The organism is Allobosea sp., from assembly GCF_035944895.1.
Classification (GTDB): Bacteria; Pseudomonadota; Alphaproteobacteria; order Rhizobiales; family Beijerinckiaceae; genus Allobosea.
Genome location: NZ_DASZAT010000010.1, coordinates 12,289 through 37,941, shown reverse-complemented (window position 1 = coordinate 37,941; position 25,653 = coordinate 12,289). Strand labels below are relative to the sequence as shown.

The 25,653-nt window shown below is 67.3% G+C and carries 19 protein-coding genes; 15 read left to right on the top strand and 4 right to left on the bottom strand.

From position 1 onward, the window contains the following. Nucleotides 1-22: 22 nt before the first annotated feature. The 8 genes from VGV58_RS15680 (at nt 23) to VGV58_RS15645 (ending at nt 8,304) form a co-directional block, all read left to right on the top strand. Entirely contained in the window at nt 23-1,312 is a 1,290-nt protein-coding gene (locus VGV58_RS15680; protein WP_326874968.1) for an ABC transporter substrate-binding protein, read from the top strand. Next, nucleotides 1,312-2,064: an SDR family NAD(P)-dependent oxidoreductase gene (locus tag VGV58_RS15675; protein ID WP_326874967.1), complete on the top strand. Its 753-nt coding sequence runs from the start codon at nt 1,312-1,314 to the stop codon at nt 2,062-2,064. Before VGV58_RS15680 ends, VGV58_RS15675 begins: the two co-directional genes overlap by 1 nt. Nucleotides 2,065-2,467: 403 nt before the next feature. Next, nucleotides 2,468-3,508 carry an ABC transporter ATP-binding protein gene (locus tag VGV58_RS15670; protein WP_326874966.1) on the top strand — a complete coding sequence of 347 codons (1,041 nt, stop codon included), beginning with the start codon at nt 2,468-2,470 and terminating at the stop codon, nt 3,506-3,508. Nucleotides 3,509-3,561: 53 nt separating this feature from the next. Continuing rightward, nucleotides 3,562-4,851 carry an ABC transporter substrate-binding protein gene (locus VGV58_RS15665; RefSeq protein ID WP_326874965.1) on the top strand — a complete coding sequence of 430 codons (1,290 nt, stop codon included), beginning with the start codon at nt 3,562-3,564 and terminating at the stop codon, nt 4,849-4,851. A gap of 4 nt (nt 4,852-4,855) precedes the next feature. Continuing rightward, nucleotides 4,856-5,734: a carbohydrate ABC transporter permease gene (locus tag VGV58_RS15660; protein WP_326874964.1), complete on the top strand. Its 879-nt coding sequence runs from the start codon at nt 4,856-4,858 to the stop codon at nt 5,732-5,734. Nucleotides 5,735-5,757: 23 nt separating this feature from the next. Further along, a complete protein-coding gene (locus VGV58_RS15655; RefSeq protein WP_326876149.1) occupies nt 5,758-6,597 on the top strand; it encodes a carbohydrate ABC transporter permease in 840 nt (279 codons plus the stop codon). A gap of 1 nt (nt 6,598) precedes the next feature. Further along, nucleotides 6,599-7,441 (top strand): endonuclease/exonuclease/phosphatase family protein, encoded by an 843-nt coding sequence (locus VGV58_RS15650; RefSeq protein ID WP_326874963.1) that lies wholly within the window; start codon nt 6,599-6,601, stop codon nt 7,439-7,441. 29 nt (nt 7,442-7,470) lie between these two features. Continuing rightward, on the top strand, nt 7,471-8,304 hold the full coding sequence (locus VGV58_RS15645) for an inositol monophosphatase family protein (protein ID WP_326874962.1): 834 nt from the start codon (nt 7,471-7,473) through the stop codon (nt 8,302-8,304). On the opposite strand, the gene VGV58_RS15640 is transcribed toward VGV58_RS15645, so the two are convergent. After that, nucleotides 8,301-9,629: an NAD(P)/FAD-dependent oxidoreductase gene (locus tag VGV58_RS15640; protein ID WP_326874961.1), complete on the bottom strand. Its 1,329-nt coding sequence runs from the start codon at nt 9,627-9,629 to the stop codon at nt 8,301-8,303. The genes VGV58_RS15645 and VGV58_RS15640 overlap by 4 nt on opposite strands. Nucleotides 9,630-9,958: 329 nt before the next feature. Here VGV58_RS15640 and VGV58_RS15635 point away from each other — a divergent pair, with 329 nt between their 5' ends. The 7 genes from VGV58_RS15635 (at nt 9,959) to VGV58_RS15605 (ending at nt 23,307) form a co-directional block, all read left to right on the top strand. Then, on the top strand, nt 9,959-10,810 hold the full coding sequence (locus tag VGV58_RS15635; protein ID WP_326874960.1) for a VOC family protein: 852 nt from the start codon (nt 9,959-9,961) through the stop codon (nt 10,808-10,810). 100 nt (nt 10,811-10,910) lie between these two features. After that, nucleotides 10,911-12,515 (top strand): ABC transporter substrate-binding protein, encoded by a 1,605-nt coding sequence (locus VGV58_RS15630; protein WP_326874959.1) that lies wholly within the window; start codon nt 10,911-10,913, stop codon nt 12,513-12,515. A gap of 40 nt (nt 12,516-12,555) precedes the next feature. Further along, complete coding sequence (locus VGV58_RS15625) at nt 12,556-13,533, top strand: ABC transporter permease (RefSeq protein ID WP_326874958.1); 978 nt, start codon at nt 12,556-12,558, stop codon at nt 13,531-13,533. A gap of 3 nt (nt 13,534-13,536) precedes the next feature. Further along, on the top strand, nt 13,537-14,367 hold the full coding sequence (locus tag VGV58_RS15620) for an ABC transporter permease (protein WP_326874957.1): 831 nt from the start codon (nt 13,537-13,539) through the stop codon (nt 14,365-14,367). Further along, a complete protein-coding gene (locus tag VGV58_RS15615; RefSeq protein ID WP_326874956.1) occupies nt 14,364-15,995 on the top strand; it encodes an ABC transporter ATP-binding protein in 1,632 nt (543 codons plus the stop codon). Before VGV58_RS15620 ends, VGV58_RS15615 begins: the two co-directional genes overlap by 4 nt. Nucleotides 15,996-16,141: 146 nt before the next feature. Then, nucleotides 16,142-17,761, top strand: coding sequence for a GMC family oxidoreductase (locus VGV58_RS15610; protein WP_326874955.1), 1,620 nt, complete (start codon nt 16,142-16,144; stop codon nt 17,759-17,761). Between the two features lie 737 nt (nt 17,762-18,498). Beyond that, nucleotides 18,499-23,307 (top strand): autotransporter domain-containing protein, encoded by a 4,809-nt coding sequence (locus VGV58_RS15605; protein ID WP_326874954.1) that lies wholly within the window; start codon nt 18,499-18,501, stop codon nt 23,305-23,307. Nucleotides 23,308-23,408: 101 nt separating this feature from the next. Here the strand turns inward: VGV58_RS15605 and VGV58_RS15600 are convergent, their stop codons facing one another. The 3 genes from VGV58_RS15600 to VGV58_RS15590 all read right to left on the bottom strand — a co-directional run bounded on the left by VGV58_RS15600 (nt 23,409) and on the right by VGV58_RS15590 (nt 25,562). Beyond that, complete coding sequence (locus VGV58_RS15600) at nt 23,409-23,915, bottom strand: cupin domain-containing protein (protein WP_326874953.1); 507 nt, start codon at nt 23,913-23,915, stop codon at nt 23,409-23,411. A gap of 132 nt (nt 23,916-24,047) precedes the next feature. Next, on the bottom strand, nt 24,048-25,070 hold the full coding sequence (locus VGV58_RS15595; protein WP_414643987.1) for an alpha/beta fold hydrolase: 1,023 nt from the start codon (nt 25,068-25,070) through the stop codon (nt 24,048-24,050). Between the two features lie 75 nt (nt 25,071-25,145). Beyond that, nucleotides 25,146-25,562, bottom strand: coding sequence for an organic hydroperoxide resistance protein (locus VGV58_RS15590; protein WP_326874952.1), 417 nt, complete (start codon nt 25,560-25,562; stop codon nt 25,146-25,148). Nucleotides 25,563-25,653: the final 91 nt, after the last annotated feature.

Here is a 25,653-nt window from a genome sequence, read left to right as displayed (position 1 = left end):
GAAAAGCTTGTGGAGGAAGTCCATGTCACAGTCGATCTCGCGCCGCCGGTTCGGCGCGCTTGCCGGCGTAACGGCGCTCGCAACCGCATTGCCAAGCCGCACATTCGCGCAGGCGAAGACGCTGACCGTGCTCGGCCATCGCGTCCATCGGACCGCCGCAACGACCGGGCCGGGCGGCGACGCCACCGAGGCCTTCCGCCAGGCGAGTGGAACGAACCTGAATTGGGTCACCTTCGGCGACGTCAACGCCGTGCATGAGCGCCTGCTGCGCGAAGCGTCGCTGGCCGAGACCTCGATCGATGTCGCCTATCTCGTTAATGGTCGCGCTGTGCCGCGCAATCTCAAGCTGTTCGAGCCACTCGATGCATTCATGAAGGATGCGCCGATCGAGGCTTTCGACGATTTCGCGCCCGGCCTGATCGGCCCGCTCAAGCTCGATGGCGCGCTGCATGGCATCCCGGTCCGCCACGCCACCAATGCACTGATCTACAACGAGGCGCTGCTGGAGGAGCGCGGCATCGGCAAGCTGCCGGCGAGTTTCGAAGAACTGGTCGAGACCGCGCGTAAGCTCACCTTCAAGCGCGAGGACGGCACGCAGGTTCACGGCCTCGCCTTCACCGCCGTCTTCGCCTCGAACTTCCTGACATTCTCGCGCTGCCTCGGCGGCGACTACATGACCGCCGACGGCAAGCTCACCGCCAACGAGCCGGCCATGGTCAAGGCGCTGACGATCCTCGCCGATCTCTACAAATCCGGCGTGCTGCCACGGAATTTCGCCACGGTGAACAATGAGGAGATCACCACCTGGATGCAGCAGGGCCGGGCGGCGATGACGATCAACCCGTTCGCGCGCCTGGTCTCCTACAACGATCCGGCCAAGGGCAAGTATGGCGGGCGCTTCAAGTCGCTGCTGCCGCCGATGGCGGCTGATCTTTCCGGCAAGGTGGCCTTCGCGCCAACGGTCGAGTTCTGGTCGCTGATGATCCCGAAGAACGCCAGGCAGAAGCCGCTCGCCTGGGAGTTCATCCGCGCCTTGTCGTCGAAGGCCGGTACCACCGCGATGGCGCTCAACGGCAACGGCCCGACCCGGATCTCGACCTATGCCGACGAGAAGCTCAAGGTGGCGATGCCCTACGCGGCCGACGAGGCTGCGGCGCTGAAAGCCTCGCGCATCCATCTGCCCGCCTTCGACGAGCAGGCGCGTGCCCATGACATCTTCGTCGAGGAAACGCAGGCCGCGGTGCTCGGCCGCAAGCCACCGCAGCAGGCGATGGACGATGCGGTCGCCCGCGTGAAGCCGCTGCTCGGCTGATGGCGGGACCGCTTTCAGGGCGTCACGCCCTCGTCACCGGTGCGGCCCGCGGGATTGGCCTTGCGATCGCCACGAGGCTCGCCGAGGCCGGCGCGCATGCGATCATCCATGACCGGGATGTCGTTGCAGCCGACGCGGCAACGACTGATCTGCGGGCAAGAGGCCTTGCAGCCTTGGCCCTGATCGCCGATCTCGCCGAGGCGGCAGCCCCGGCTGCCATGGCAGTGGAATTGAAGGCGAAGCGATGCGAGCCCGATATCCTCGTGCTCTGCGCCTCCGTCGAAACCTTGGAGACTTGGGATGCGGTCTCGGAAACCGCGATGGCTGCGCAAACCGAGATCAACCTTCATGCCACAGTGAGGCTGCTGCAGGCTTTCCTGCCCGGCATGCTGGCGCGCGGCTTCGGCCGGGTCATCGCGATCGGCAGCGTGCAGGAGGCGCGCCCCAATCCGACGCATTTCTATTACGCGGCCACCAAGGCCGCGCAGACCAACATGATCCTGAACCTCGCCCGCACGACGCAGGCACCGGACCTCACCTTTAACATCGTCAAGCCCGGCGCGATCCTGACCGACCGCAACCGCGCCGTTCTTGCCCAGCCCGGGCGCGAGGAGCAGGTGCTCGCGCGCATTCCGGTCGGCAGGCTCGGGCGTGCCGATGACTGTGCGGGTGTCGCCCTGCTGCTCTGCTCACGTGAGGGCAGCTATATCAACGGCGCCGAGATCGCAGTCGATGGCGGCCTGCGACTGTGACAGGCACCGCGACCTCTTGTGAAGCCCCGGGTGTAGAGATCAGCCAACGTCCGTTTTTCGGCACCGATCCAATGTCAGGTGTTGGCGCAAGGCGGCTCTTGTAACCCCCTGCCATGAGGCTCGATATTTTTGCCTGCTGCCGGTTCAATTTGAACTCCGAACCCACGCAATTCACTGTCCCAGAGCGAATGTCGACCCCAGCTGCATGCTGCTTAGGAGTGCGATGGGCAGGCGTGGAGAGAACTCGCCAGCTTTGCCGCAGTTCGCACAGGAGTTCGCGAATGCGTGCTGGCCTCCCTTGTCTCAGCACGAATTTTAGCATCAAGCTGACCGCTTGCTCGTAGCCGGTAAGTCCAGTTTTATGCGCCGGCTCACGATGGCACTGGGGATGGCCGGGTCGCGCATGGTTTCGGTAGATCTCAAGGCCGTTTCGAAGCACTGGGGCGGCGCGGCCGCGGTCGACGACATCAGCTTCACAGTCAAGGGCGGTGACCTCGTCGCGCTGCTTGGCCCGTCCGGCTGCGGCAAGTCGACCACGCTTCGGCTGATCGCGGGGCTGGAGGACAGCAGCAGCGGCACGATCGCGATCGGCGGGCGCGACGTCACCGGCGCGGCGCCCTCGCAGCGCGGCATCGCCATGGTGTTCCAGAACTACGCGCTGTTCCCGCATCTCTCGGTCGCCGAGAACATCCTGTTCGGGTTGAAGGTGCGCAAGGTCTCGCGCGCCGAGCGCGACGAGCGGCTCAAGCGCGCCGCCTCGATCCTCGGACTTGCGAACCTGCTCGAGCGCAAGCCTTCGCAGCTCTCCGGCGGCCAGCAGCAGCGCGTCGCGCTCGGCCGCGCCATCGTCGCGGAGGCGCCGGTCTGCCTGATGGACGAGCCGCTCTCCAATCTCGACGCCCAGCTGCGCGTCGAGATGCGCCGCGAGATCCGCGAGCTGCAACAGCGCCTCGGCATCACCATGGTCTATGTCACGCATGACCAGGTCGAGGCGATGACCATGGCCGACCAGGTCGTGCTGATGCGCAACGGACAGATCGAGCAGGACGCACCGCCCGACCAGCTCTACGAGAACCCCGCGACGATCTTCGTCGCGCGCTTCGTCGGAACGCCGCCAATGAACGTCATACCGCTTGCTTCCATCCTGGCGGCAGGCGGTGACGGTCTTTCGCCGCCGGCCCGTGCCGAACCGGGTTCGCTCGCGGTCGGGATCCGGCCCGAGATGACCGAGCTCACCGATGCCGGCATCGCGGCCGATGTCGTCGCCGTCGAATATCTCGGCGCCGACACGCTGGTGGAGACCCGGATCGACGGCCAGCCCTTCATCGTGCGCCGGCCCGGGAAGGTCCGTGCTGTGGCAGGCGATAAGGTCCACATCAGGCTGTCGCAATCGGCGGTGCACTGGTTCGACCTGAAGACAGAGCACAGGCTCGTCCTCGACTGACGACGTCTGAACAACCAGGCGTTCAAAACGCCGTAGCAGGGGAGAATACGACTATGGACAGGCGTGAATTTCTGGGCGGGACCGCAGCTCTTGCCGGCTCGCTCGCCGTGGCGAAACCCGCATTCGCGCAATCCGCCGAATTGTCATTCTTCTATCCGGTCGCCGTGGGCGGGCCGATCACCAAGCTGATCGACGCCTATGCCGCCGGCTTCGAGAAGGAAAACCCGACCATCAAGGTCAAGCCGATCTATGCCGGCACCTATCAGGAGACCATCGTCAAGGCGCTGACCGCGCATAAGAGCGGCACGCCGCCGGTGCTCTCGGTGCTGCTCTCGACCGACATGTTCACCCTGATCGACGAGGAAGCGATTGTTCCCTTCGATCCCTTCATCAAGACCGAGGACGACAAGAAGTGGCTTTCCAGCTTCTTCCCCGGCTTCATGGAGAACAGCCAGACCGGGGGGAAGACCTGGGGCATCCCGTTCCAGCGCTCCACGGTGGTGCTCTACTGGAACAAGGAACTGTTCAAGGAGGCCGGGCTCGATCCCGAGAAGCCGCCGAAGACCTGGGCCGAGCAGCTCGAATTCGCCCAGAAGCTGACCAAGCGCGATGCCGCCGGCAACACCAGCCAGTGGGGCATCCAGATCCCGTCTTCGGGCTTTCCATACTGGCTCTTCCAGGGGCTGACGACGCAGGCCGGCGCCATCCTCGCCAATGCTGCCGGCGACAAGACCGACTACGCCAATCCGGGAGTGGTCGAGGCGCTGCAGTACTGGGTCGACCTCGCGCAGAAGCACAAGGTCCATCCGCCGGGGATCGTCGAATGGGGCACGACGCCGCGCGACTTCTTCGAGAAGAAGGTCGCGATGATGTGGACCACCACCGGCAACCTGACCAATGTCCGCGCCAACGCCAAGTTCCCCTTCGGCGTCGCGGTCCTGCCCGCCGGCAAGAAGCCGGGCAGCCCGACCGGCGGCGGCAATTTCTACCTCTCCAAGAAGGCGAGCCCGGCCGAGCAGGAAGCGGCGTTCAAGTTCGTGCGCTGGATCACCACGCCCGAGCGCGCGGCGCAATGGAGTGCCGATACCGGCTATGTCGCGGTGACGCCGGCGGCCTACGAGACCGAGGCGATGAAGAAGTACGTCGCCGACTTCCCACAGGCCCTCGTCGCCCGCGACCAGCTGCCGACCGCCGTCGCCGAGCTCTCGACCCATGAGAACCAGCGCGTCACCAAGGCGCTGAACGACGGCCTGCAGGCGGCTCTGACCGGCACCAAGCAACCGGGCCCGGCGATGGCTGATGCTCAGGCCGAGGCCGAGCGTATCCTGAAGTCCTATCGCTGAGCCGATGAGCAACCGCGCGACCGCGACGATCCATGGCTGGCTGCTCCTGCTGCCGGCCATGGCGTGCCTGGCCCTGTTCACGCACTGGCCCGCGGTCGCGAGCTTCATCGACAGCTTCATGTCGACGCCGCGGGCGCGCCGTCCGGCGCGCTTCGTCGGGCTCGACAATTACGAGCAGATGGCGGCCGACCCGATCTTCTGGAAGGCGATGGCGAACAATCTCTGGTTCGCCATGGGCACCATCCCGACCTCGATCGCGCTCGCTTTGCTGATGGCCGTCTGGGTCAACGACCGGATCGCCGGCCGGACCCTGGTCAGGATGGCTTATTTCACCCCGACCATCCTGCCGATGATCGCGGTCGCCAATATCTGGCTGTTCTTCTTCACCCCGCAATACGGCCTGCTCGAGCAGATCGTCGGCGCCTTCGGTGGGCGCTCGACCAACTGGCTGGGCTCGCAGGATACGGCGCTCTATGCCGTCACCATCGTCGCGATCTGGAAGGAAGCCGGCTTCTTCATGATCTTCTACCTCGCGGCGCTGCAGGCGATCCCGCCCAGCCTCGGCGAGGCGGCGGCGATCGAGGGCGCCTCGCGCTGGACCTTCTTCCGGCGCATCCAGTTCCCGCTGCTGATGCCGACGACGCTGTTCGTGCTGATCAACGCGGTGATCAACGCCTTCCGCATGGTCGACCATATCTTCGTGATGACGCGCGGCGGCCCGGACAATGCGACGACGCTGCTCTTGTTCTACATCTACCAGGTCGGCTTCAGCTTCTGGGACACCGCCTATGCGGCGGCGCTGACCTGCGTGCTGCTGGCGCTGCTCGCGCTCGTCGCCTTCGTCCAGTACGGCTGGCTCGAACGCAGGACGCATTACCAATGAGTGCTGCACCTCACCCACAGCCGATGGCTGCGACCCGTCCCGATCCTTACGCGCCGAAGGGCCTGGCTCTGACGCTCGAATCCCTGGGTGCGATCCTGCTCGCCCTGATCTGGGTGCTGCCGCTGGCCTATGCCGTCTGGGCTGCGATCCACCCGGCCGAGTACACCACCCGGTTCGAGCTGACCGCGCCGCTCACCTTCGAGAACTTCACCCGCGCCTGGGCGGCGGCGCCCTTCGCCCGCTATTTCCTCAACACCTTCATCTTGGTCACGATGATCCTCGCCTTCCAGCTCGTGCTGGGCACGCTCGCCGCCTATGCGCTGGCGCGGCAGGATTTCTGGGGGCGCGACATCGCTTTCGCGCTGATCCTGGCGCAGTTGATGATCATGCCGGACGCGCTGATCGTCGAGAACTACCGCACCCTCGCCAGGGTCAACCTGATCGACACGATCCCGGCGATCGCCTTGCCCTATATCGCTTCGGCCTTCGGCATCTTCCTGCTGCGGCAGACCTTCAAGACCGTGCCGAAGGAACTCGACGATGCCGCCCGCGTCGAGGGGGCCAGCCCGCTGCAGGTGCTGATGCGGGTCTATGTGCCGCTCGCCAAGCCGACCTATATCGCCTACGGGCTGGTCTCGGTGAGCTATCACTGGAACAACTTCCTCTGGCCGCTGCTGGTCACCAATTCGGTGGAGTCGCGGCCGCTGACGGTCGGCCTGCAGGTGTTCTCGTCGAGCGACCAGGGCATTGACTGGGCGGTGATCTGCGCGGCGACGCTGATGACCTCGGCGCCGCTGCTGGTCGGCTTCCTGCTGTTCCAGCGTCAGTTCGTGCAGAGTTTCATGCGCGCGGGAATCAAGTGAGATGAAGCTGATCACCTGGAACATTCAGTGGGCCCGCGGCATGGACAACCGCGTCGATCCGGCGCGCGTCGTCGCCCATGCCCGGCAGATGGCGGATTTCGACGTGCTCTGCCTGCAGGAGGTCGCCGACAACTTCCCCGAGCTCGACTTCAACGACGAGACCGACCAGTTCGCCCGCTTCGCAGAATTGCTGCCGGGCTTCACCGCGATCGAGGGCATCGGCGTCGATGTCGCTGACGGCAAGGGCGGTCGCCAGCGCTTCGGCAACCTGCTGCTGACCCGCTATCCGGTGGCGCAGGCTCTGCGCCACCTCCTGCCCTGGGAGGCCGCCGAGACCCGCAATATGCCGCGCGTTCTGATCGAGGCGATGGCGCTGACGCCGCTCGGCCCGGTCAGGCTGATGACGACGCATCTGGAGTATTCGGCCTCGGAGCTGCGCGCCGCGCAGGTCGAGGGCATTCGCGAGGCCCACCGCATGGCGCTGGCCCGCCATGCCAAACCCCGGGCGGCCGGGCCGCACACCTACCGGATGACGCCGAGCTCGCCGAGCGCGGTGCTGACCGGCGATTTCAACATGCGCCCTGATGATCCGGTGCTGGCGCGGCTGCTCGCGCCCTTCGACGGTGGCGAGCCGCCGCTGGTCGATCTTTGGGCAGCGGTGAAGGGCGAGATGCCGCATCCGCCGACTGCCAACCTGTTCGACCAGACCTATGGCCAGCCCGGCTGCCTCGACTATGTGCTGGCGACGCCCGATCTTGCGGCCCGGGCCCGCACCGTCATCTGCGATGTCGAGACCAAGGTCTCCGACCATCAGCCGATTCTCGTCGAGTTCGATCTCGGCTAGCTCACCCCCCAATCCTTGACTGGACTACGATGATCTTCACCCGCCAGGACCATGAGAGGCTCGCCGGCATCCTCGCCGAAGCGGGCCGGCGCGAGGTCATGCCGCGCTTCCGCAATTTGGGCGAAGGCGAGATCCGCGAGAAGCGCTCGGCGACCGATCTCGTCACCGAGGCCGACGAGGCGGCGGAGCGCTTCATCAGCGCCGAGCTCGCGCGCGCCTTTCCAGGCGCGGCGCTGATCGGCGAGGAAGCTGCCGCTGCCGACCCGGCCCTGATCGAGCGGCTTGGCGATGCCGATCTCGCCTTCGTCATCGATCCGATCGACGGTACCCTGAACTACGCCTCCGACCTGCCGCTGTTCGCGGTGATGGCGGCGGCAGTCGTCAAGGGCGAGGTCGTCGCCGCGGTGATCCACGATCCCGTCGTCGCCGACAGCGCCATGGCGCTGCGCGGCGAGGGCGCCTGGCTTGGCAGCAATGACGGCAAGAGCCGCGATCTGCGGGTGGCACAGGCGGCCACTCCGCGCGAGATGACCGGGATGATGAGCTGGCAGTATTTCCCCGAGCCGCTGCGCAGCACGCTGCCGGGGCGCACACCGGCCTTCGCCAATGTCTGCTCTCTGCGCTGCTGCGGCCATGAATACCGGCTGGCTGCTGCGGGCAACGGCCATTTCCTGCTCTATGGCCGGCTCAATGCCTGGGATCACGCGCCGGGCTCGCTGATCCATGCCGAGGCCGGCGGCCATGTCCGCATGCTCGACGGCCAACCCTACCGGCCGGCGCAGCCGACACTCGGCCTGCTCTGTGCGCCTGATGCGCAGAGCTGGCAGGAAATCCGCGCGATCCTTTTGGGGGAGACTGCCTAAATCTCCTGCGCGTCCAGCCTGCGGTAGAGCGGCAGGGCCAGCGGCGCGATCCGGCGGACCAAGCCCTGGAAGGGCTGCGGCTTCGGCGTCGACAGTGGCAGCCCCAGCGTCTCCAGCGCTGTCCCCTGTATTGCCTTCGCCAGTTCGCGGCCGAGCGAGATCGACAACGCGACGGCGCGGCCATTGCAGCCGACCCAGCCAAAACCGTTCGGCCCGAGCTGGTGGATGCGCGGATAGCCCGGCACCTGCGGCTGCAGCAGATTGTCGGGGGTCATCCCGACATAGCCGGACCAGACATAGTCGAACTCGACATCGCCGAGCTGCGGCCAGAGCCGCTTCAGCCGTGCCGCGACCGCCGGGCGCAGATTGGCGCCGCCGGCTCCGGGCAGGATCGCGGCGCCACCCGTGACCAGACGGTTACGCGCGTCCCAGCGGGCGAAATAGAGCTCGCGATGCGTGTCCGACATCGCCTGCCGGCCGGGGATGACGGTCTTGGCGACGTTGTCGCTGACCGGCTTGGTCGCCATCTGCCAGGACAGGACCGGGATCACTTCATTGGCGATCTCAGGGGCGAGGCTGGGCTCGAACTCGCCGGTATAGGCATTGGTCGCCAGCACGAGTGCGCGGGCCGTCACCGAGCCCTTCGCCGTCGTCACTACCCAGCGGCCGTTCTGGTGCACCATGCTCACCGCGGGCGAGCGCGCATGGATGGTCGCGCCGAGCCGGAGCGCGACCTCGGCGAGGCCCCGGGTCAAGGCGAGCGGGTTGATATGGCCGCCGGTGGGGTTCCAGAAGCCGCCGAACCAGGCATCCGAGCCGAGCATCTCAGCCGTCGCCGCCCGATCGAGCAATTCGACCGGTGCGCCGATCGCCGACCATTCCCGAACGCGCTTCTCGGCCAGTTTGAATCGCCCCGGCGAATGCACTGGCTGGACCCAGCCGGCTTGCTCGGCCTCGGCCGGTATCTCGTATTTGCGCACGAGGTCGAAGAGGTATTGCGCGGCGTCGCGCAGCACGGCGTTGAAGCGTTCGCCAGCTTCGCCGTGCCGGGCGGTCATGGCGGAGGGGTCATGGCCGGCGAGCGTCGGGATCACCTGGCCGTTATTGCGACCCGAGGCGCCCCAGCCCGGTTCGGCGGCTTCCAGGATGGTGACGCCGACCCCGCTCTCGCGCAGATGGATCGCGGTCGAAAGCCCGGTGAAGCCGGCGCCGATGACCACGACGTCGCTCTCGACCGTGCCTTCCAGCGTCCCGAGCACGGGGCCGGGCTGGGCCGTCGCGGCCCAGAGCGAGGGCGGCCAGGCGACAGGGGAGGGGGCAGTCATCGGCGACATCTTTCGACCAGGCAGGGGGTGAGCAAGAACCCGCATAGCGGGCGTGTCCATATCCTTGCCGCCATGGCTGCGGGCCTGCAAGTAGGCTGTTCCCGGCACATTATCTGATGGGGAATAGTTTTCTATTTTTCTGGCCTGAAACGACTGGATTTTACCAAATTTTGGCTTCTGTTTCCGGGTTCTTGAAAAGACTATTCTCCCGACGCTATGTCTCCCGCGCAGCGGGGGCTGCAGGAAACGTCATCCCGAAATGGTTGCGCCCTAACCTCCGTTCGGATGAACTCTCCCTTCTGTTGAGTTCTGGTCACAAAGGGGGCGTCATGCCGCTCAAGCACATTCTCGGCCTCGATCACGTCGTGGTGACGGTTCGCGATCTCGACGCCTCGGCCCGGCAATGGCAGAGCCTCGGCTTCACCGTCTCACCGCGCGGCACGCATTCGCCGATCCTCGGCAGCGGCAACTACACGATCATGTTCGGCGACGATTATGTCGAGCTGCTCGGCATCCTCGCCGAGACCGAGCACAACAAGCCGACCCGCGACTTCCTCAAAGAGCGTGAGGGCATCGAGCGGGCCGCCTTCACCACCGATGACGCCGCTGCCGGCGCGGACGAACTCAAGAGCCGCGGCCTCGAAGCGCTCGGCCCGGTGCATTTCGGCCGCCCGGTCGACCTGCCCAATGGCGGCAAGGGCGAGGCCAAGTTCAATGTCTTCCGCTGGCCGCTCGACGAGAACCCCGGCAGTCTGCGCATCTTCGCCTGCCAGCACCTGACTCGCGACACCGTCTGGATCCCCGAGCTGCAGAGCCATGCCAATGGCGCGAGCCGGATCGTCCGCGTCGAGGTGCTCACCGACGATCCCAAGGCCGCGGCCAAGCATCTCAGCCGGCTGATCGACGAGCCGGTGAAGCAGCAGGACGATGGCTGGCTGGTCCCGTCCGGCGGCAAGCGCGCCGATTTCCTGTTCTACGATGCGGCCGGCCTCGCCCAGCGTTATCCGGAGGCGGTGCGAGCCGGCGCGGGGCCTGCCGGAGCGGTCGCGATCGTGCTGGCGAGTACCGATCTCGACGGCGCCGCCAAGGCGGTCGGTCCTGTCGGTGTCCGCCATGGCGCGGCGCTCAGCGTGCCGGCCGCCTCGGCCAATGGCCTGATCGTGAGCTTCCTGCCGCAATAGTGCGGTTTTCCGCTTTTCGAGAACGGCCCCGTCGCATTGACGGGGCCTTGTGACGACCGCATCGTGCCGAGCCTGCACGCCGGCCCCCAGGAGACCATCCATGGACATGACCCGCCGCGCCGCGCTGATGACCAGCGCCGCCATCGCCTCCAGCGTGCTGTTCCCGATGCGCTCCTTCGGCCAGGAGACGCCGCGCAAGGGCGGCGTCTTCACCGTCCATTACGGCGCCGAGCAGCGCCAGCTCAACCCGAGCCTGCAGGCCTCGACCGGCGTCTACATCATCGGCGGCAAGATCCAGGAACAGCTGGTCGATCTCGACGCCAAGGGCCAGCCGGTCGGCGTGCTCGCCGAGAGCTGGGAATCGTCGCCCGACGGCAAGACGATCACCTTCAAGCTCCGCTCCGGCGTGACCTGGCATGACGGCAAGCCCTTCACCTCCGCCGACGTGCAGTACACGGCGATGGAGATGTGGAAGAAGATCCTGAACTACGGCTCGACGCTGCAGCTCTTCCTCACTGCGGTCGACACGCCCGACCCGCTGACGGCGGTGTTCCGCTATGAGCGCCCGATGCCGCTCAACCTCTTGCTGCGGGCGCTGCCGGATCTCGGCTATATCTCGCCGCGCCATCTCTACGAGGGCAAGGGCGACATCCGCCAGAACCCGGTCAATCTCGCCCCGGTCGGCACCGGCCCGTTCAAGTTCGTCCAGTACGAGCGCGGCCAGCACGTCATCGCCGAGCGCAATCCCAACTACTGGCGCGCCAATGCACCCTATCTCGACCGGATCGTCTGGCGCGTGGTCACCGACCGCGCCGCGGCCGCCGCCCAGATGGAAGCCGGGCAGATCCATTACAGCCCGTTCTCCGGCCTGACGATCTCGGACTCGGCCCGCCTCGGCAAGGATCCGCGCTTCATCGTCTCGACCAAGGGCAATGAGGGCAACGCCCGCACCAACACGATCGAGTTCAATTTCCGCCGCAAGGAGCTCGCAGATATCCGCGTCCGGCGCGCCATCGCGCACGCGCTCGACATCCCGTTCTTCATCGAGAACTTCCTCGGCGACTTCGCCAAGCGCGGTACCGGGCCGATCCCCTCGGTCTCGACCGATTTCTATCCGGCCGACAACGGCCCGCAGTACCCGTTCGACAAGAAGCTCGCCGCCAAGCTGCTCGACGAGGCCGGCTTCAAGCCGGGCGCCGGCGGGACGCGTTTCTCGCTGCGGCTGCTGCCGGCGCCCTGGGGCGAGGACATCTCGCTCTTCTCGACCTTCATCCAGCAATCGCTCGCCGATGTCGGCATCAAGATCGAGATCGTCCGCACCGATGGCGGCGGCTTCCTGAAGCAGGTCTATGACGACCACGCCTTCGACCTCGCCACCGGCTGGCACCAGTACCGCAACGACCCGGCCGTCTCGACCACGGTGTGGTACCGCTCCGGCCAGCCCAAGGGCGCGCCCTGGACCAATCAGTGGGACTGGACCGACCCGACGATCGACAAGATCATCGACGATGCGGCGACCGAGGTCGATGCGGCCAAGCGCAAGGCGCTCTACGGCGACTTCGTCCGGCGTGCCAATACCGAGCTGCCGATCTGGACGCCGATCGAGCAGATCTTCCTGACCGCGATCAGCGCCAAGGCCCGCAACCACTCCAACACGCCGCGCTGGGGCTCGGCCTCCTGGCACGATCTGTGGCTGGCGGAGTGACCTCTTCGCTTAACCCCGCAGCCGGATCCGGCCAGTACCCATGCGTGTCCTAAGTCTCGCGGGGCGGCGTCTTGCCGCCTCGATCCCGACCCTGTTCCTGATCCTGATCGGGGTCTTTCTGCTGCTGCAGCTCGCGCCCGGCGACACCGTCGACGCGCTGATGGCGCAGATGGGCGGCGGCGATGCCGCCACCGCCAAGCAGCTGCGCGAGTTCTACGGGCTCGACCTCTCGGTCTGGGCCCAGCTCGGCAATTATCTCTGGCGGTTGGTCCGGCTCGATCTCGGCTTCTCGGCGATCTACGGCAAGCCGGTGGCGACGGTGATTGCGGAGCGGCTGCCGGCGACCATCCTCCTGATGACCGCCTCGCTCTCCTTCGCCTTCTTCTTCGGGTTGATCCTCGGCGTCGTCGCGGCGCGCGGCGTCAACAAATGGCCGGATACGCTGATCTCCACCCTTGGCCTGATGTTCTATGCGATGCCGACCTTCTGGTTCGGGCTGATGGCGATCGTCGTCTTCTCGATCTACCTGCAATGGCTGCCGGCCGGCGGCTTCGAGGACATCACGGTCAGCTTGACCGGCTTGCGGCGGGTGCTCGACATCGCCCTGCACCTCGTCCTGCCAACGCTGACGCTCGGCCTGTTCTACATGGCGATCTATCTGCGGATCATGCGCGGCTCGATGCTCGAGGTGCTCAATCTCGACTTCGTCCGCACCGCGCGTTCGAAGGGCATGGACGAGACCCGCGTCGTCGTGCGGCATGTCCTGCGCAACGCGCTCTTGCCGATGGTGACGCTGATCGGCCTGCAGGCCGGCACCATGCTCGGCGGCTCAGTCGTGGTCGAGAGCGTGTTCTCGCTGCCGGGGCTCGGGCGGCTCGCCTATGAATCGGTGATCCAGCGCGATCTCAACACACTGCTCGGCATCGTCTTCGTCTCGGCGCTGCTGGTGATCACGGTCAACTTCATCGTCGACCTGCTCTATGCCCGGCTCGACCCGCGCATCACGACGGGGAGCTGAGCCATGGACCTGGTGAAGCTCTATTTCCGCAGCCCTCCGGCTGTCATCGGCCTCGTGCTGCTCATCCTCGTCCTCGCCATGGCGGCGAGCGCCGACTTTCTCTATCCGCGCGACCCGCTGGCGTTGGCCGGCCGACCGCTGATCTGGCCGTTCAGCAATCCGCGCTTCCTGCTCGGCACCGACAATTCCGGCCGCGACATCGCCGCCCAGATCTTCCACGGCGCCCGCATCTCGCTCCTGATCGGCGGCGTCGCGACGGTGATCTCGATCATGATCGGCATCACCATCGGCGCGCTCGCCGGCTATTACGGCAGCTGGGTTGATACTGCCTTGATGCGCGTCACCGAGGCGTTCCAGACCCTGCCGAACTTCCTTTTGCTGCTGGTGCTGGTCGCCGTCTTCGGCTCGACCATCACCACCGTGACGGTCGCGATCGGCATCGTCTCCTGGCCGGCTTCGGCTCGGCTGACGCGGGCGGAGTTCCTCTCGCTGCGCAACCGCGAATTCGTGCAGGCGGGCCGGACACTCGGCCTCAAGGATATGAGGCTGATCTTCGGCGAGATCCTGCCGAATGCGCTGCCGCCGGTGATCGTCTATGCCAGCGTCGTGATGGCAATCGCGATCCTGCTCGAAAGCGCGCTCGCCTTCCTCAAGCTCTCCGACCCGAACGTCGCCTCCTGGGGCAATCTGATCGGCGCCGGCCGCGACGTACTGCGGGTGCAATGGTATGTCTCGGCCATTCCCGGCATCGCCATCCTCGTCACCGTGCTCGCCGTCTCGCTGGTCGGGCAGGGGCTCAACGACGCCCTCAATCCGAGGCTGAAGAGCCGATGAGCCCGATCCTCGTCCTCGACGATGTCAGCGTGAAGCTGCCGGCCGGCGGCGATCGCTCGCATGCGATGGCCAATGTCTCGCTCGCGCTGGCAGCGAACGAGATCCTCTGCGTGGTCGGCGAATCCGGCTCCGGCAAGTCGATGACGGCCAATGCGATCATGCGGCTGCTGCCCGGCGGCGTCAGCATCGATGGCGGCCGCATCCTGTTCGAGGGGCGCGATCTCTGCGGGCTCGGCGAAGCCGAGATGCGCAAGGTGCGCGGCGCCGGCATCGCCATGATCTTCCAGGAGCCGATGACGGCGCTGAACCCGTTGCGCAGCATCGGCGACCAGATCGGTGAGATGTTCGAGCTGCACAGCGACTTGTCGGCGGCCGAGATCAAGGCCTGCACGCTCGCTCTGCTCGAGGAAGTGCGCATTCCCGATCCGGCACTCGCCTTCAAGGCCTATCCGCACGAACTCTCGGGTGGGCAACGCCAGCGCGCCATGATCGCGATGGCGCTGGCGCTCGATCCCAAGGTGCTGATCGCCGACGAGCCGACGACGGCGCTCGACGTCACCACCCAGGCGCAGATTCTGAAGCTGATCCGCGACCTGCAGCGCCGCAAGGGCACGGCCGTCCTGTTCATCACCCATGATTTCGGCGTGGTCGCCGAGATCGCCGACCGGGTCGCGGTGATGAGCAAGGGCGAGGTCGTCGAAGCCGGCGAGACCGCCTCGGTGCTCGGCAACCCACAGCACGCCTATACCCGCCAGCTGATCGCCGCGGTGCCGCCGCTGAAGGCGCCGCCGGCGCGGGTGCTCTCCGACGAACCGATCATGACGATCGGCCATGTCTCGAAGACCTATCGCACCGGTGGTTTCCTCGGCCGCGGCCAGCGCATCACCCATGCGGTCAAGGATGTCTCGCTGGTGCTGCCCAAGGGCGCGACGCTCGGCATCGTCGGCGAATCCGGCTCGGGCAAGTCGACTTTGGCGCGCTGCCTCGTGCGCCTGATCGATCCGGAAAGCGGCGAGATCCGCCTGAACGGCATCGATCTCGCCAGCCTCAGCCGCGAGGAGATGCGCTCGGCGACCCGCCATATCCAGATGGTGTTCCAGGACCCATTCGCCTCGCTGAATCCGCGCCGCAAGGCCGGCGAGGCGGTGGCGCAGGGGCTGATCGTGCATGGCATGGCGCGGCCGCAGGCTTTGGCCCGTGCCAAGGAGCTGTTCGGGCTGGTCGGGCTCGACCCGGCGGCGACCGAACGCTATCCGCACGAGTTCTCCGGCGGCCAGCGTCAGCGCATCGGCCTTGCCCGGGCCGTGGCGCTGGAGCCGGCGGTGCTGGTCGCGGACGAGCCGGTCTCGGCGCTCGACGTCTCCGTGCAGGCGCAGGTGCTGAAGCTGCTGGCGGAACTGCGCCAGCGCCTCGGTCTCTCGATCGTCTTCATCACCCATGATCTGCGCGTCGCCGCCCAGGTCTGCGATCTCGTCGCGGTGATGAAGAGCGGCGAGGTGGTGGAGGCCGGGCCGATTGGCACTGTCTTCGGCGAGCCGCAGCACCCCTATACGCAGGCATTGCTCGCCTCGATCCCCGGTCGCGAATTTGGCGAGCAGCGAGGGCTCGCTCAAGAGACAATGGCTTGACCAGCCGGCGATAACTGCGGGTCGTGGCAGGCCGAACGCCGCTCTCCGGCGCTGTCCCGTCGTTTCGGCCCGGCATGCGTTGCCGAGGCCGCATCACCACTCTATCCCTGACGGGAGACTAGGGCGAACAGGGCAGGGCGGCGACCATGGCCGGCGAGACCAGCATCGGCAGCTTCGACTATGTCGTCATCGGCGCCGGCTCGGCCGGCTGCGTGCTGGCCAATCGGCTCTCGGCCGATCCTCGCCGCAAGGTGCTGATCGTCGAGGCGGGCGGCAAGGACGACTGGATCTGGTTCCACATCCCGGTCGGCTATCTCTACGCCATCGGCAATCCGCGCGCCGACTGGCTGTTCCAGACCGAGGTCGAGGCCGGGCTTGGCGGGCGCTCGCTCGCCTATCCGCGCGGCAAGGTTGTCGGCGGCAGCTCGGCGATCAATGCGATGATCTATATGCGCGGCCAGGCGGCCGACTACGATGGCTGGCGCCAGCAGGGGTTGACCGGCTGGGGCTGGGACGATGTCCTGCCGCTCTTCCTCAAGCATGAGGACCATATCGCGCCCGATGGCCGCTTCCACCGCTCGGGCGGCGAGATGCGCGTCGAGCATCCGCGCGTGCGCTGGGACATCCTCGATGCCGTGCGCGACGCGGCAGAGGCGGCCGGCATCCGCAAGATCGACGACTTCAACACCGGCGACAATGAGGGCTCCTCCTATTTCCAGGTCACCCAGAAGCGCGGCCGGCGCTTCAGCGCGGCGCGTGCCTTCCTGGAGCCGGCGCTCGACCGCGACAACCTGCGGGTGGAGCTCGCCTGTATGGTCGAGCGCATCGTCGTCGAGGATGGCCGCGCCACGGGCGTCGTACTGACGCGCAATGGCGAGCGCTATCACGCCGCGGTCTCGGGCGAGGTGCTGCTCAGCGCCGGTTCCGTCGGCTCGCCCGCCATCCTCGAGCGCTCGGGCATCGGCGATGGCGAGCGGTTGCAGGGGCTCGGCATCGAGACCGTCCGGCACGCTCCCGGCGTCGGCGAGAACCTGCAGGACCATCTGCAACTGCGGCCGATCTACAAGGTCGAGGGCGTGCGCACCCTCAACACCGACTATGCCAAGCTCTGGCGCCGGCCATTGATGGCGCTGGAATACGCGGCGCGCCGCACCGGCCCCCTGACCATGGCGCCCTCGCAGATGGGCGCCTTCGCCAGATCGGCGCCGCATTACGCCAGCGCCAATCTCGAATTCCATTTCCAGCCGCTCTCGCTCGACAAATGGGGCGACGGGCTGCATCCGTTCGGCGCCTTCACCGCCAGCGTCTGCAATTTGCGCCCGTCGAGCCGCGGCAGCGTCCACCTCAAATCGGCCGATCCGGCCGCAGCGCCTGCGATCGCGCCGAACTACCTCTCGACCGAAGAGGACCGGCAGGTCGCGGTCGATGCGCTGAAGCTCGCCCGCCGCATCGTCGCGCAGCCGCCACTCGCCCGCTTCAAACCGCAGGAATATCTGCCCGGGCCGGGCTTCGAGAGCGACGCGGCGCTGGCCGAGGTCGCCGGGCGGATCGGCACCACGATCTTCCATCCGGTCGGCACGGTAAAGATGGGGCGCGAGGACGACGCCATGGCGGTGCTCGACGAGCGCCTGCGCCTGCGCGGCGTTGCCGGTCTGCGCGTCGTCGACGCCTCGGTGATGCCGGCGATCACCTCGGGCAACACCGCCGCGCCGAGCATGATGATCGGCGAGAAGGGCGCGCAGATGGTGCGCGAGGACGCGCGCTAGCTGCGCCGATGGCCTCGCCGACTCCCGCCGCGAGGGTCTGAAAGGCGAGCGCAAGCCCAAGGGGTGCGCGGGGTCCGGTCGCGGCAGCATTACGCCGCTGTGTCGAATGTCGATGTCGAGTGTCGAAGCAGCCAAATGCTCGCCGCTGCCGAACCCCGCGCGCGGTTTTCTGTAAGATGCCTCGCCGTGCTTTCAGGTCCGGCAGGACCGGGCTTAACCCGGACGACGAAGCCCCTCCGCCATTCCAGCCCGCAACGGCTGTTCAAGACGGACACCGCTCTCCCGCCCGGCCGCACGATGCCTTGCGACAGCCCCCTTGGTCGGACAGGACGACGGGAGGATAACTCAGCTTTCCACGGCGAGGATTGATTGCGCGGATATCCCCGCTGGGCCGCTGAGCAAGACTTGCCGCCGGCGCCCAGTCCTTGGGGCGGCGGGGTTGCAGTTCACCGGGGATGAGTGCCACGGCGGAACGCTTTTCCGCGTGAAAAGCCGTACGAAATAGTTGCAACTTGACGTTGAGGCAGTATGGCTGTGTTCTTTGAGGGGATTACCAAAACTATAAGGGGATCGCTGCGGCTTCGGCGTCTGTGACATTCGGCGATTGCGTCCGAAGGCGATGGACCCGTGCGCTGCGGCAAGTCTGCAACACAGTGCCGCCGACAACGGATGTGAACGGTGGTTCATGGCTTGCCGGGGCGCCGCGCGGTAGATTGCGGCTTGGTTGGGGGGATTTCGTGAGATTCGCGCGCTTTGCCGAAGTTGAGAAGCCGTGCCGCGTACGGCTTGCTGCGCGCCTGCGCGCCGGCACGGCGCTCGTCCTGCTCGCCATGGTGCTCGCCGGCCCGGTGCTGGCCAATGGCGGTGCCGGCGGCAACACCTTTATCTCTGGCTCCGGTGGCGGTGCGGGGGGCATCGACGCGCCGACGGGGGTTGGCGGCGATGGCGGCAATGGCAGCAACGTCCATGGCGGTGGCGGCGGCGGCGGAGCCGGGGCCGGAGCCGGTGGAGCTGGCGGGGCGGGCGTCGGAGGAGCCGGCAATGGCGGTGCCGGCGGTGTCCACGGCACCGCGCAACTGACGATTCCGGGGAGTGCGACGCCCGGCACCGTCGGTGGCGACGGCGGCAGCTCCAGTATCAGTGCCGGCGGCGGCGGCGGTGCCGGCGGTTATGGCGCGGTCGTGGACGGAGCCGGCGAGACGGGCACCGTCAGCGGCGCGATCACGGGTGGCGCGGGTGGCGCGGGCGGGACGTCGAGCAGCGGCTTCGATCAGGGCGGTTCCGGCGGCTCGGGCGGCATCGGCCTGTTCTTCAACTCTGGCAATGCGAACCTTACGGTCACCGGCACGATCCGGGGCGGCGACGGCGGCGCGGCCGGCGGCTCGAACGGCTCCGGCGGCCCGGGCGCGGCCGGCGCAGGCGGCGAAGGCATCGTCGGCTCGAACCTGACCATCACCACGTCGGGCACGATCGAAGGCGGCATGTCGGGCAACGGTGCGACCCAGGCCGCGGCGATCCACTTCACCGGCGGCAACAATACGCTCACCTTCCTCAACGCCAGCAGCGGCCTCTCCGGCGGCATCGTCGTCGACAGCGGCACACTGACCTTCAACCAGCCGACTGCGGTCACGGTCGGCAACGTCATCAGCGGCGGCGGCAGCGTGACCAAGGATGGCGCCGGCACGCTGACGCTGACGGGCGCCAATACCTATACCGGCGGCACGACGCTCAATCAGGGCACGCTCTCGATCTCGCAGGACGCCAATCTCGGCAATGCGGCGGGCGGACTCACCTTTGGTGGCGCCAGCACCTTGCAGGTGACGTCGAGCTTCACGACGGCGCGGGGGGTGGTGCTCAACGCCAACGCCACGGTCGAGGTGACCACCGGCCAGAATTTCACCATGGGCGGCGCCATCATCGGTACGGGTGGCGTCGTCAAGACCGGCATCGGCACGCTGACGCTGACCGGCACCAATTTCTATAGCGGTGGCACCACGATTTCGGCCGGCACGGTTTCGGTCTCGTCGGATGCCAATCTCGGCGCGTCCGGCACGTCGATCACTTTCAACAATTCGACGGTCGTCGGCGGGGCCGGGACCGGGGCCGATGCGATCCTGCGCACGACGACGAGCTTCTCCAGCAACCGGAACATTGTGTTCGGCGATGGTGCCTTGAACCAGGGCGGCGGGCGGATCGAGACCGATGCGGGCACCACGCTGACGCTCACCGGCACGATCAGCGCCGTCGGCACCACCCCCAGCTTCATCAAGCAGGGCGCCGGTACGCTGGTGCTGACCGGCGACAGCTCGGTCGGCTATGAAGGCCGGACCTGGGTCAACGAGGGCACGCTGCGCATCGAGGGCGGCGGCAAGCTCGGCAGCAACAGCGTCGGCGGGCAGGCCTATATCAGCAATGGCGCGACCGCGATCGTCACCGGCATCGGCTCGAGCTGGGAGACTGCCGGCGCGATGCGGGTCGGCGAGCACGGCTCGGGTACGCTGCGGATCGAGGCCGGCGGCTCGGTCACGACCGGCGGCGGTGCGGGTACCGTCGGCATCGTCGGCGGTGGCGGCGATAGTTCCGTCACCATCACCGGCTCGGGCTCGCAATGGATCGGCAACGGCACCGAGCTCTATGTCGGCCATTCCAATGCTGGCACGCTGACGCTCTCCAATGGCGGCAAGTTCGAGCTCACAGGGGCCAGCTCGGTCCTGCAGGCGGGCCTGGTCGGCGGCAGCGCCGGCGGCGTCATCAATATCGGCGCGGCCGAGGGCAGTGCCGCTGCCGCGGCTGGTGACCTCGTCGTCGACACGGTCTCGCTGAACACCAGCGCCAGCAAGCTCGTCTTCAACCACACCGCCGGCTACAGTCTCGCGGCCGACATCACCGGCCTGGGCTCGGTGCGCCAGGTCTCCGGCTCGACCACTCTGACCGGCAACAATGATTACTCCGGCGCGACGGCGGTGCTGGGCGGGACGCTGATCGCCGACAGCTCGGGCGGTTTCTCGGCGAACTCGGACTACACCGTCGCCACCGGCGCGACCCTGAAGGTCTCCGACGGCATCGTGGTCACCTATATCGGCTCGCTCTCCGGCGCCGGCGCCGTCGAGATCGGTTTCGGCTCGACGCTGAGCATGGGCGCGACCGGCCAGACCACGACCTTCTCAGGCAGCTTCTCCGGCAACGGCTCGCTCGAATTCGACGGCAACGGCTCGCAGATTTACACCGGCACCGGCACGCTCGGCGGCAATCTCTCGATCTGTGCCTGTGGCGGCACCGGCTCCTTCATCATCCGCGGCGGCTCGCTGACGCTCGGCGACTACATCATGGTCGGCGGCGGCACCCTCGTCGTCGACCAGGGCGGCAGGCTCGACAACGGCAGTAATCTCTTCCTCGCCAATTCGGCGGTGCGCATCGACGGCGCCGGCACCCAGGTGACGACCGGCGACACCTTCGTCCAGGGCTGGATCGATCCGGTCACGATGACGATCTCCGGCGGCGCGACGCTGACCTCCACCGCCAACCTTGCCGTCAATGGCGTCCTTGGGCTGGGATCGACCGCTTCGGTGCTGGTGACCGGAGCCGGATCCCGCTGGAACGTCGGCGGCGGGCTGGAGATCGGCGCCTCGGGCGCGACCTTCGCGGCCTCGGTCACGGTCGCCGATGGCGGGGCGCTCGCGCTCACCTCGGGCGACCTGTGGATCGACACGCTCGGCACGCTCAACATCGGCGCCGGCGGCAAGGCGGGCACGGTCACGCTCGATGCCGGCACGATCCTCAACGACGGAGCGATCGTCGCCGACTTTACCGACAGCGCGACATTGGCGGCTGTGATCAGCGGCTCGGGCAGTGTCACCAAGCGCGGCTCGGGTACGCTGAGTCTTACCGGCACCAGCACCTATAGCGGCGCGACCAAGGTCGAGAGCGGCAAGCTCGTGGTCAACGGCTCGATCACCAGCACGGTGACACTCGATGGCGGCACGCTCGGCGGTTCCGGCACGGTCGGCGGCATCGTCACCAATAGCGGCGGCACGGTTGCGCCCGGCAACTCGATCGGGACGCTGACCGTCTCGGGCAATGTCGCCTTCGCCTCCGGCTCGACCTATCAGGTCGAGGTCAACGCCGCCGGCCAGAGCGACAGGATCGTGGCCTCCGGTTCGGCGATCATTACTGGCGGCACGGTGCAGGTGCTGGCCGAGAACGGCAATTACGCGGCCGCGACGAGCTACACCATCCTGACCGCGAGTGGCGGGGTCAGCGGAACCTTCAGCAGCGTTTCGTCGAACCTGGCCTTCCTGACGCCGTCGCTGGCTTACGACAGCCAGAATGTGACGCTGACGATGACCCGCAACGGCAACTCCTTCGGCCCCGACAATGGCGGCGGCACAGCCGGCAACGCGGTCGCCGCGACGCGCAACCAGGGCTTCATCGCGATCGCGGCGGAGCGGCTGGGGGTCGGCAACCCGGTCTATGACGCGCTGATCTCGGCGACGGCGGCCGAGGCCCGCGCCGGCTTCGACCTGCTTTCGGGCGAGGCGCATGCCCAAGCCGTCAGCGTGATGATCGACGAGAGCCGGCTGGTGCGCGATACCATCCTCGGCCATCTGCGCGGGCCGCTGCTGACGCAGGCTCCCGGCCAGGTCGCAGGCGCGTTCACCGCCGATCTGCCCGGTCGCAAGGGCGGGATCGCGATGCCCGCGCCGATCCCACAACCCCGCTACGCGCTTTGGGGCACGGCCTTCGGTAGCACCGGCAATACCGACGCCGACGGCAACGCTGCCAGCATGAGCCGCCGCAGCGGCGGTGCGCTGCTCGGCGCGGATGTCATGCTCTATGACGCGCCGGGCTCCTCGCTGAAGCTCGGTGTCGCCGGCGGCTACAGCCAGTCGCGCTTCGATCTCGATGCCCGCCTGTCCTCGGGCAAACTCGAGAGCGGCCATGCCGCGCTCTATGCCGGCGCCCGCTTCGGCAACCTCAGGCTCGATGCCGGTGCGGCCTACACTTGGAGCGAGAGCGACATCCGCCGCCAGGTTCAGATCCGCGGCTTCGGCGATCTCCTGCGCCTGCAGCGGCCGGGTTCGGTGACGCAAGGGTTTGCCGAGCTCGGCTATGCCTTCGCTTTCCAGGGCATTGCACTCGAACCCTTCGCCCAGCTCGCCCTGATCCGGGTCAGCACCGATGCCGGTACGGAGCGCGGCGGCGCGGCGGCCTTGCGCGTCCTCTCCAGCGACCAGACGCTCGGCTTTACCACGCTGGGCCTGCGGGCCGAGGCGCAGATCGGGGCGATGCCGCTGTTCGCCCGCGGCATGCTCGGCTGGCGCCACGGTTTTGGCGATCTCACCGCGCAGGCCAAGACCGCCTTTGTCGCCGGCACGACCCCGGCCGCCGTCTTCGCCGCCCCGATCGATCGCGAGGCCCTCGTCGCCGAGGCCGGGCTCGACTGGCGGATATCGCAGGCCACGGCCCTCGGCCTGACCTACTCCGCCGCCATCGGCGAACGCTCCCGCGACCACGCTCTCAAGGGCAGGGTCGAGATGCGGTTCTGACGGAAGAGATCTTCGGACAGGGCGCAGTTCGGCGCCCGCGGTACGGGACAGACCCGGCAAAGGTCATCTCTGGACCTGCCGGGCGGTTGGCCGGCAGCATCTCAGGCGGCGAGGCCGCCCTGCGATCCGCGATCGCCGCGCAGCATGTTGCGCAGCTGGTAGGCGAGGGCGACCGGCGCCGGGAAGCGCTTGCGGCAGAAGGCGATCTTGCGGACATATGTATCGATCCGCCAGGTTGCCCAGGTCTTTCCGGCGAAATAGGCGATGTCGCCCTGGCGCAGCGTCCGTTGCGAGCCGTCCTGTGCGGTGACGTGCACCTCGCCCTCCAGGATCATCACGGTCTCGTCCCAGTCGAAGAACCAGCGAAACTCGCCAGCGGTGCAATCCCAGACCGCAGTGGAGGCGGCGTCGTCGCCGCTGCGCGAATGCAGGCCAACGCGGGCCATCGGTTCGCCGGCGATGACCCAGGACGGCTCTATCGGGGCGGGCTCCATCGGCAGGTCGTCCAAGGCATGCGACACCACCGGCGCCTGCTCCACCGGTGCGGCCAGCGGGATCTGCCGCAGCATCATGGCGGCCGCGCCGGCAAGCATCATCTTCAAGGCCATCAATACCTCCCTAAAATCGCGGGGATCGTAAGGGAGGAGGCGTAAAGGCGGCCCTCGGGATTTTCCTACACTTGTCTGCATCCGGAAGCGGCTCGGGTAACTCTTCCCGAGCCGCTCTCCGCAACGTCGCTTTCAGGCGCGATCGACCGCGATGATCGCCTCGGCAAAGGCGGCAGGAGCCTCCTGCGGCAGGTTGTGACCAATGCCGCCATCGAGTGTCCGATGCCGATACCAGCCGGAGAACTTCTTCGAATAGGCCGAGGGATCGGGGTGCGGAGCGCCGTTGGCATCGCCTTCCAGGGTGAAGGTCGGCACCGTGATGACCGGGAAGGCTGCGAGCTTCGCCTCCAGGGCATCGAATTGCGGCTCGCCCTGCGCCAGGCCAAGGCGCCAGCGGTAGTTATGGATCGAGATCGCGACATGGTCGGGATTGTCGAAGGATGCAGCCGAGCGGGCGAAGACCGCATCGCCGAACTTCCACTTCGGAGAAGCGGTCTCCCAGATCAGCTTGGCGAAGTCGCGGGTGTTCCTGGCGTAGCCGGCTGCGCCGCGCTCGGTGGCGAAGTAGAACTGGTACCACCATTGCTGCTCGGCCTTGGGTGGCAGCGGAGCCTCGTTCAGCTTCTGGCTGCCGATCAGATAACCGCTGACCGAGACCAGGCCCTTGACGCGCTCGGGCCACAGCGCAGCGACGATGCAGGCCGTGCGAGCGCCCCAATCGCAGCCGCCGAGCAGCGCCTTGTCGAGCTTGAGCGCATCCATCAGCGCGATCACGTCGACCGCCAACGCCGCCTGCTGGCCGTTGCGCGGCGTGTCGGCCGCGAGGAAACGGGTTCCGCCATAGCCGCGCAGCGAAGGCACGATGACTCGGTAGCCTTTGGCCGCCAGCAGCGGGGCGACATCGACATAGGTGTGGATGTCATAGGGCCAGCCATGCAGCAGGATGACGGCGGGGCCGTCGGCGGGACCCTGCTCGGCATAGGAAACGCTGAGCGCGCCAGCGTTGATCTGCTTGAGCGTACCGAAGGACGACAGTGCGGGCGAGGCCGCCAAAGCTGACCGGTTCAGGCCGAGCCCGGCTGCGGCGATCGCTGTCGTCATGGCGCCGACGAAGAAGCGGCGGCTGGGATCGACGGTTTCGGAGTTCTTGGCCATGGGGGAATGCCTTTGCGCAGGGGATAGTCGGGAAAGGCGCCGGCGGGGATCACCGCGCGGCGCCGTCCGATGGGGTCAGACGAGGTTGATCTCGACCTCGATGTTGCCGCGGGTCGCCTTGGAGTAGGGGCAGGTCCGGTGCGCCGCATCGACCAGAGCGCGGGCGGTGTCGCGATCCAGCCCCGGCAGGGCGACGTTGAGGCGGGCCTGCAGGAAATAGCCGGCTTCGCCATGGCGCAGGTCAACCTCGGCATCGACGGCGGTCTCGGCGGGAACCGCGACCTTGCGCTCGCGCGCCGCCAGACCGATCGCGCCGATGAAGCAGGCCGACCAGCCGGCGGCGAAGAGCTGCTCGGGATTGGTGCCCGCGCCGGGCGCGCCGGGAGAGGTCAGATTGACCTCGAGGCGGCCATCCGAGCTGCGGGCGGCGCCGTCGCGGCCGCCGGTGGTGTGGGTGCGGCCGGTGTAGAGAACCTTGTCGGTGCTGGACATGTCTGACTTCCTTCTGCTTCGTTAGATCGCATCCGATCTAATCGGATGCGGGTTTATATGTGATGCTCGGAGCCGATGTCAACACTTCCGA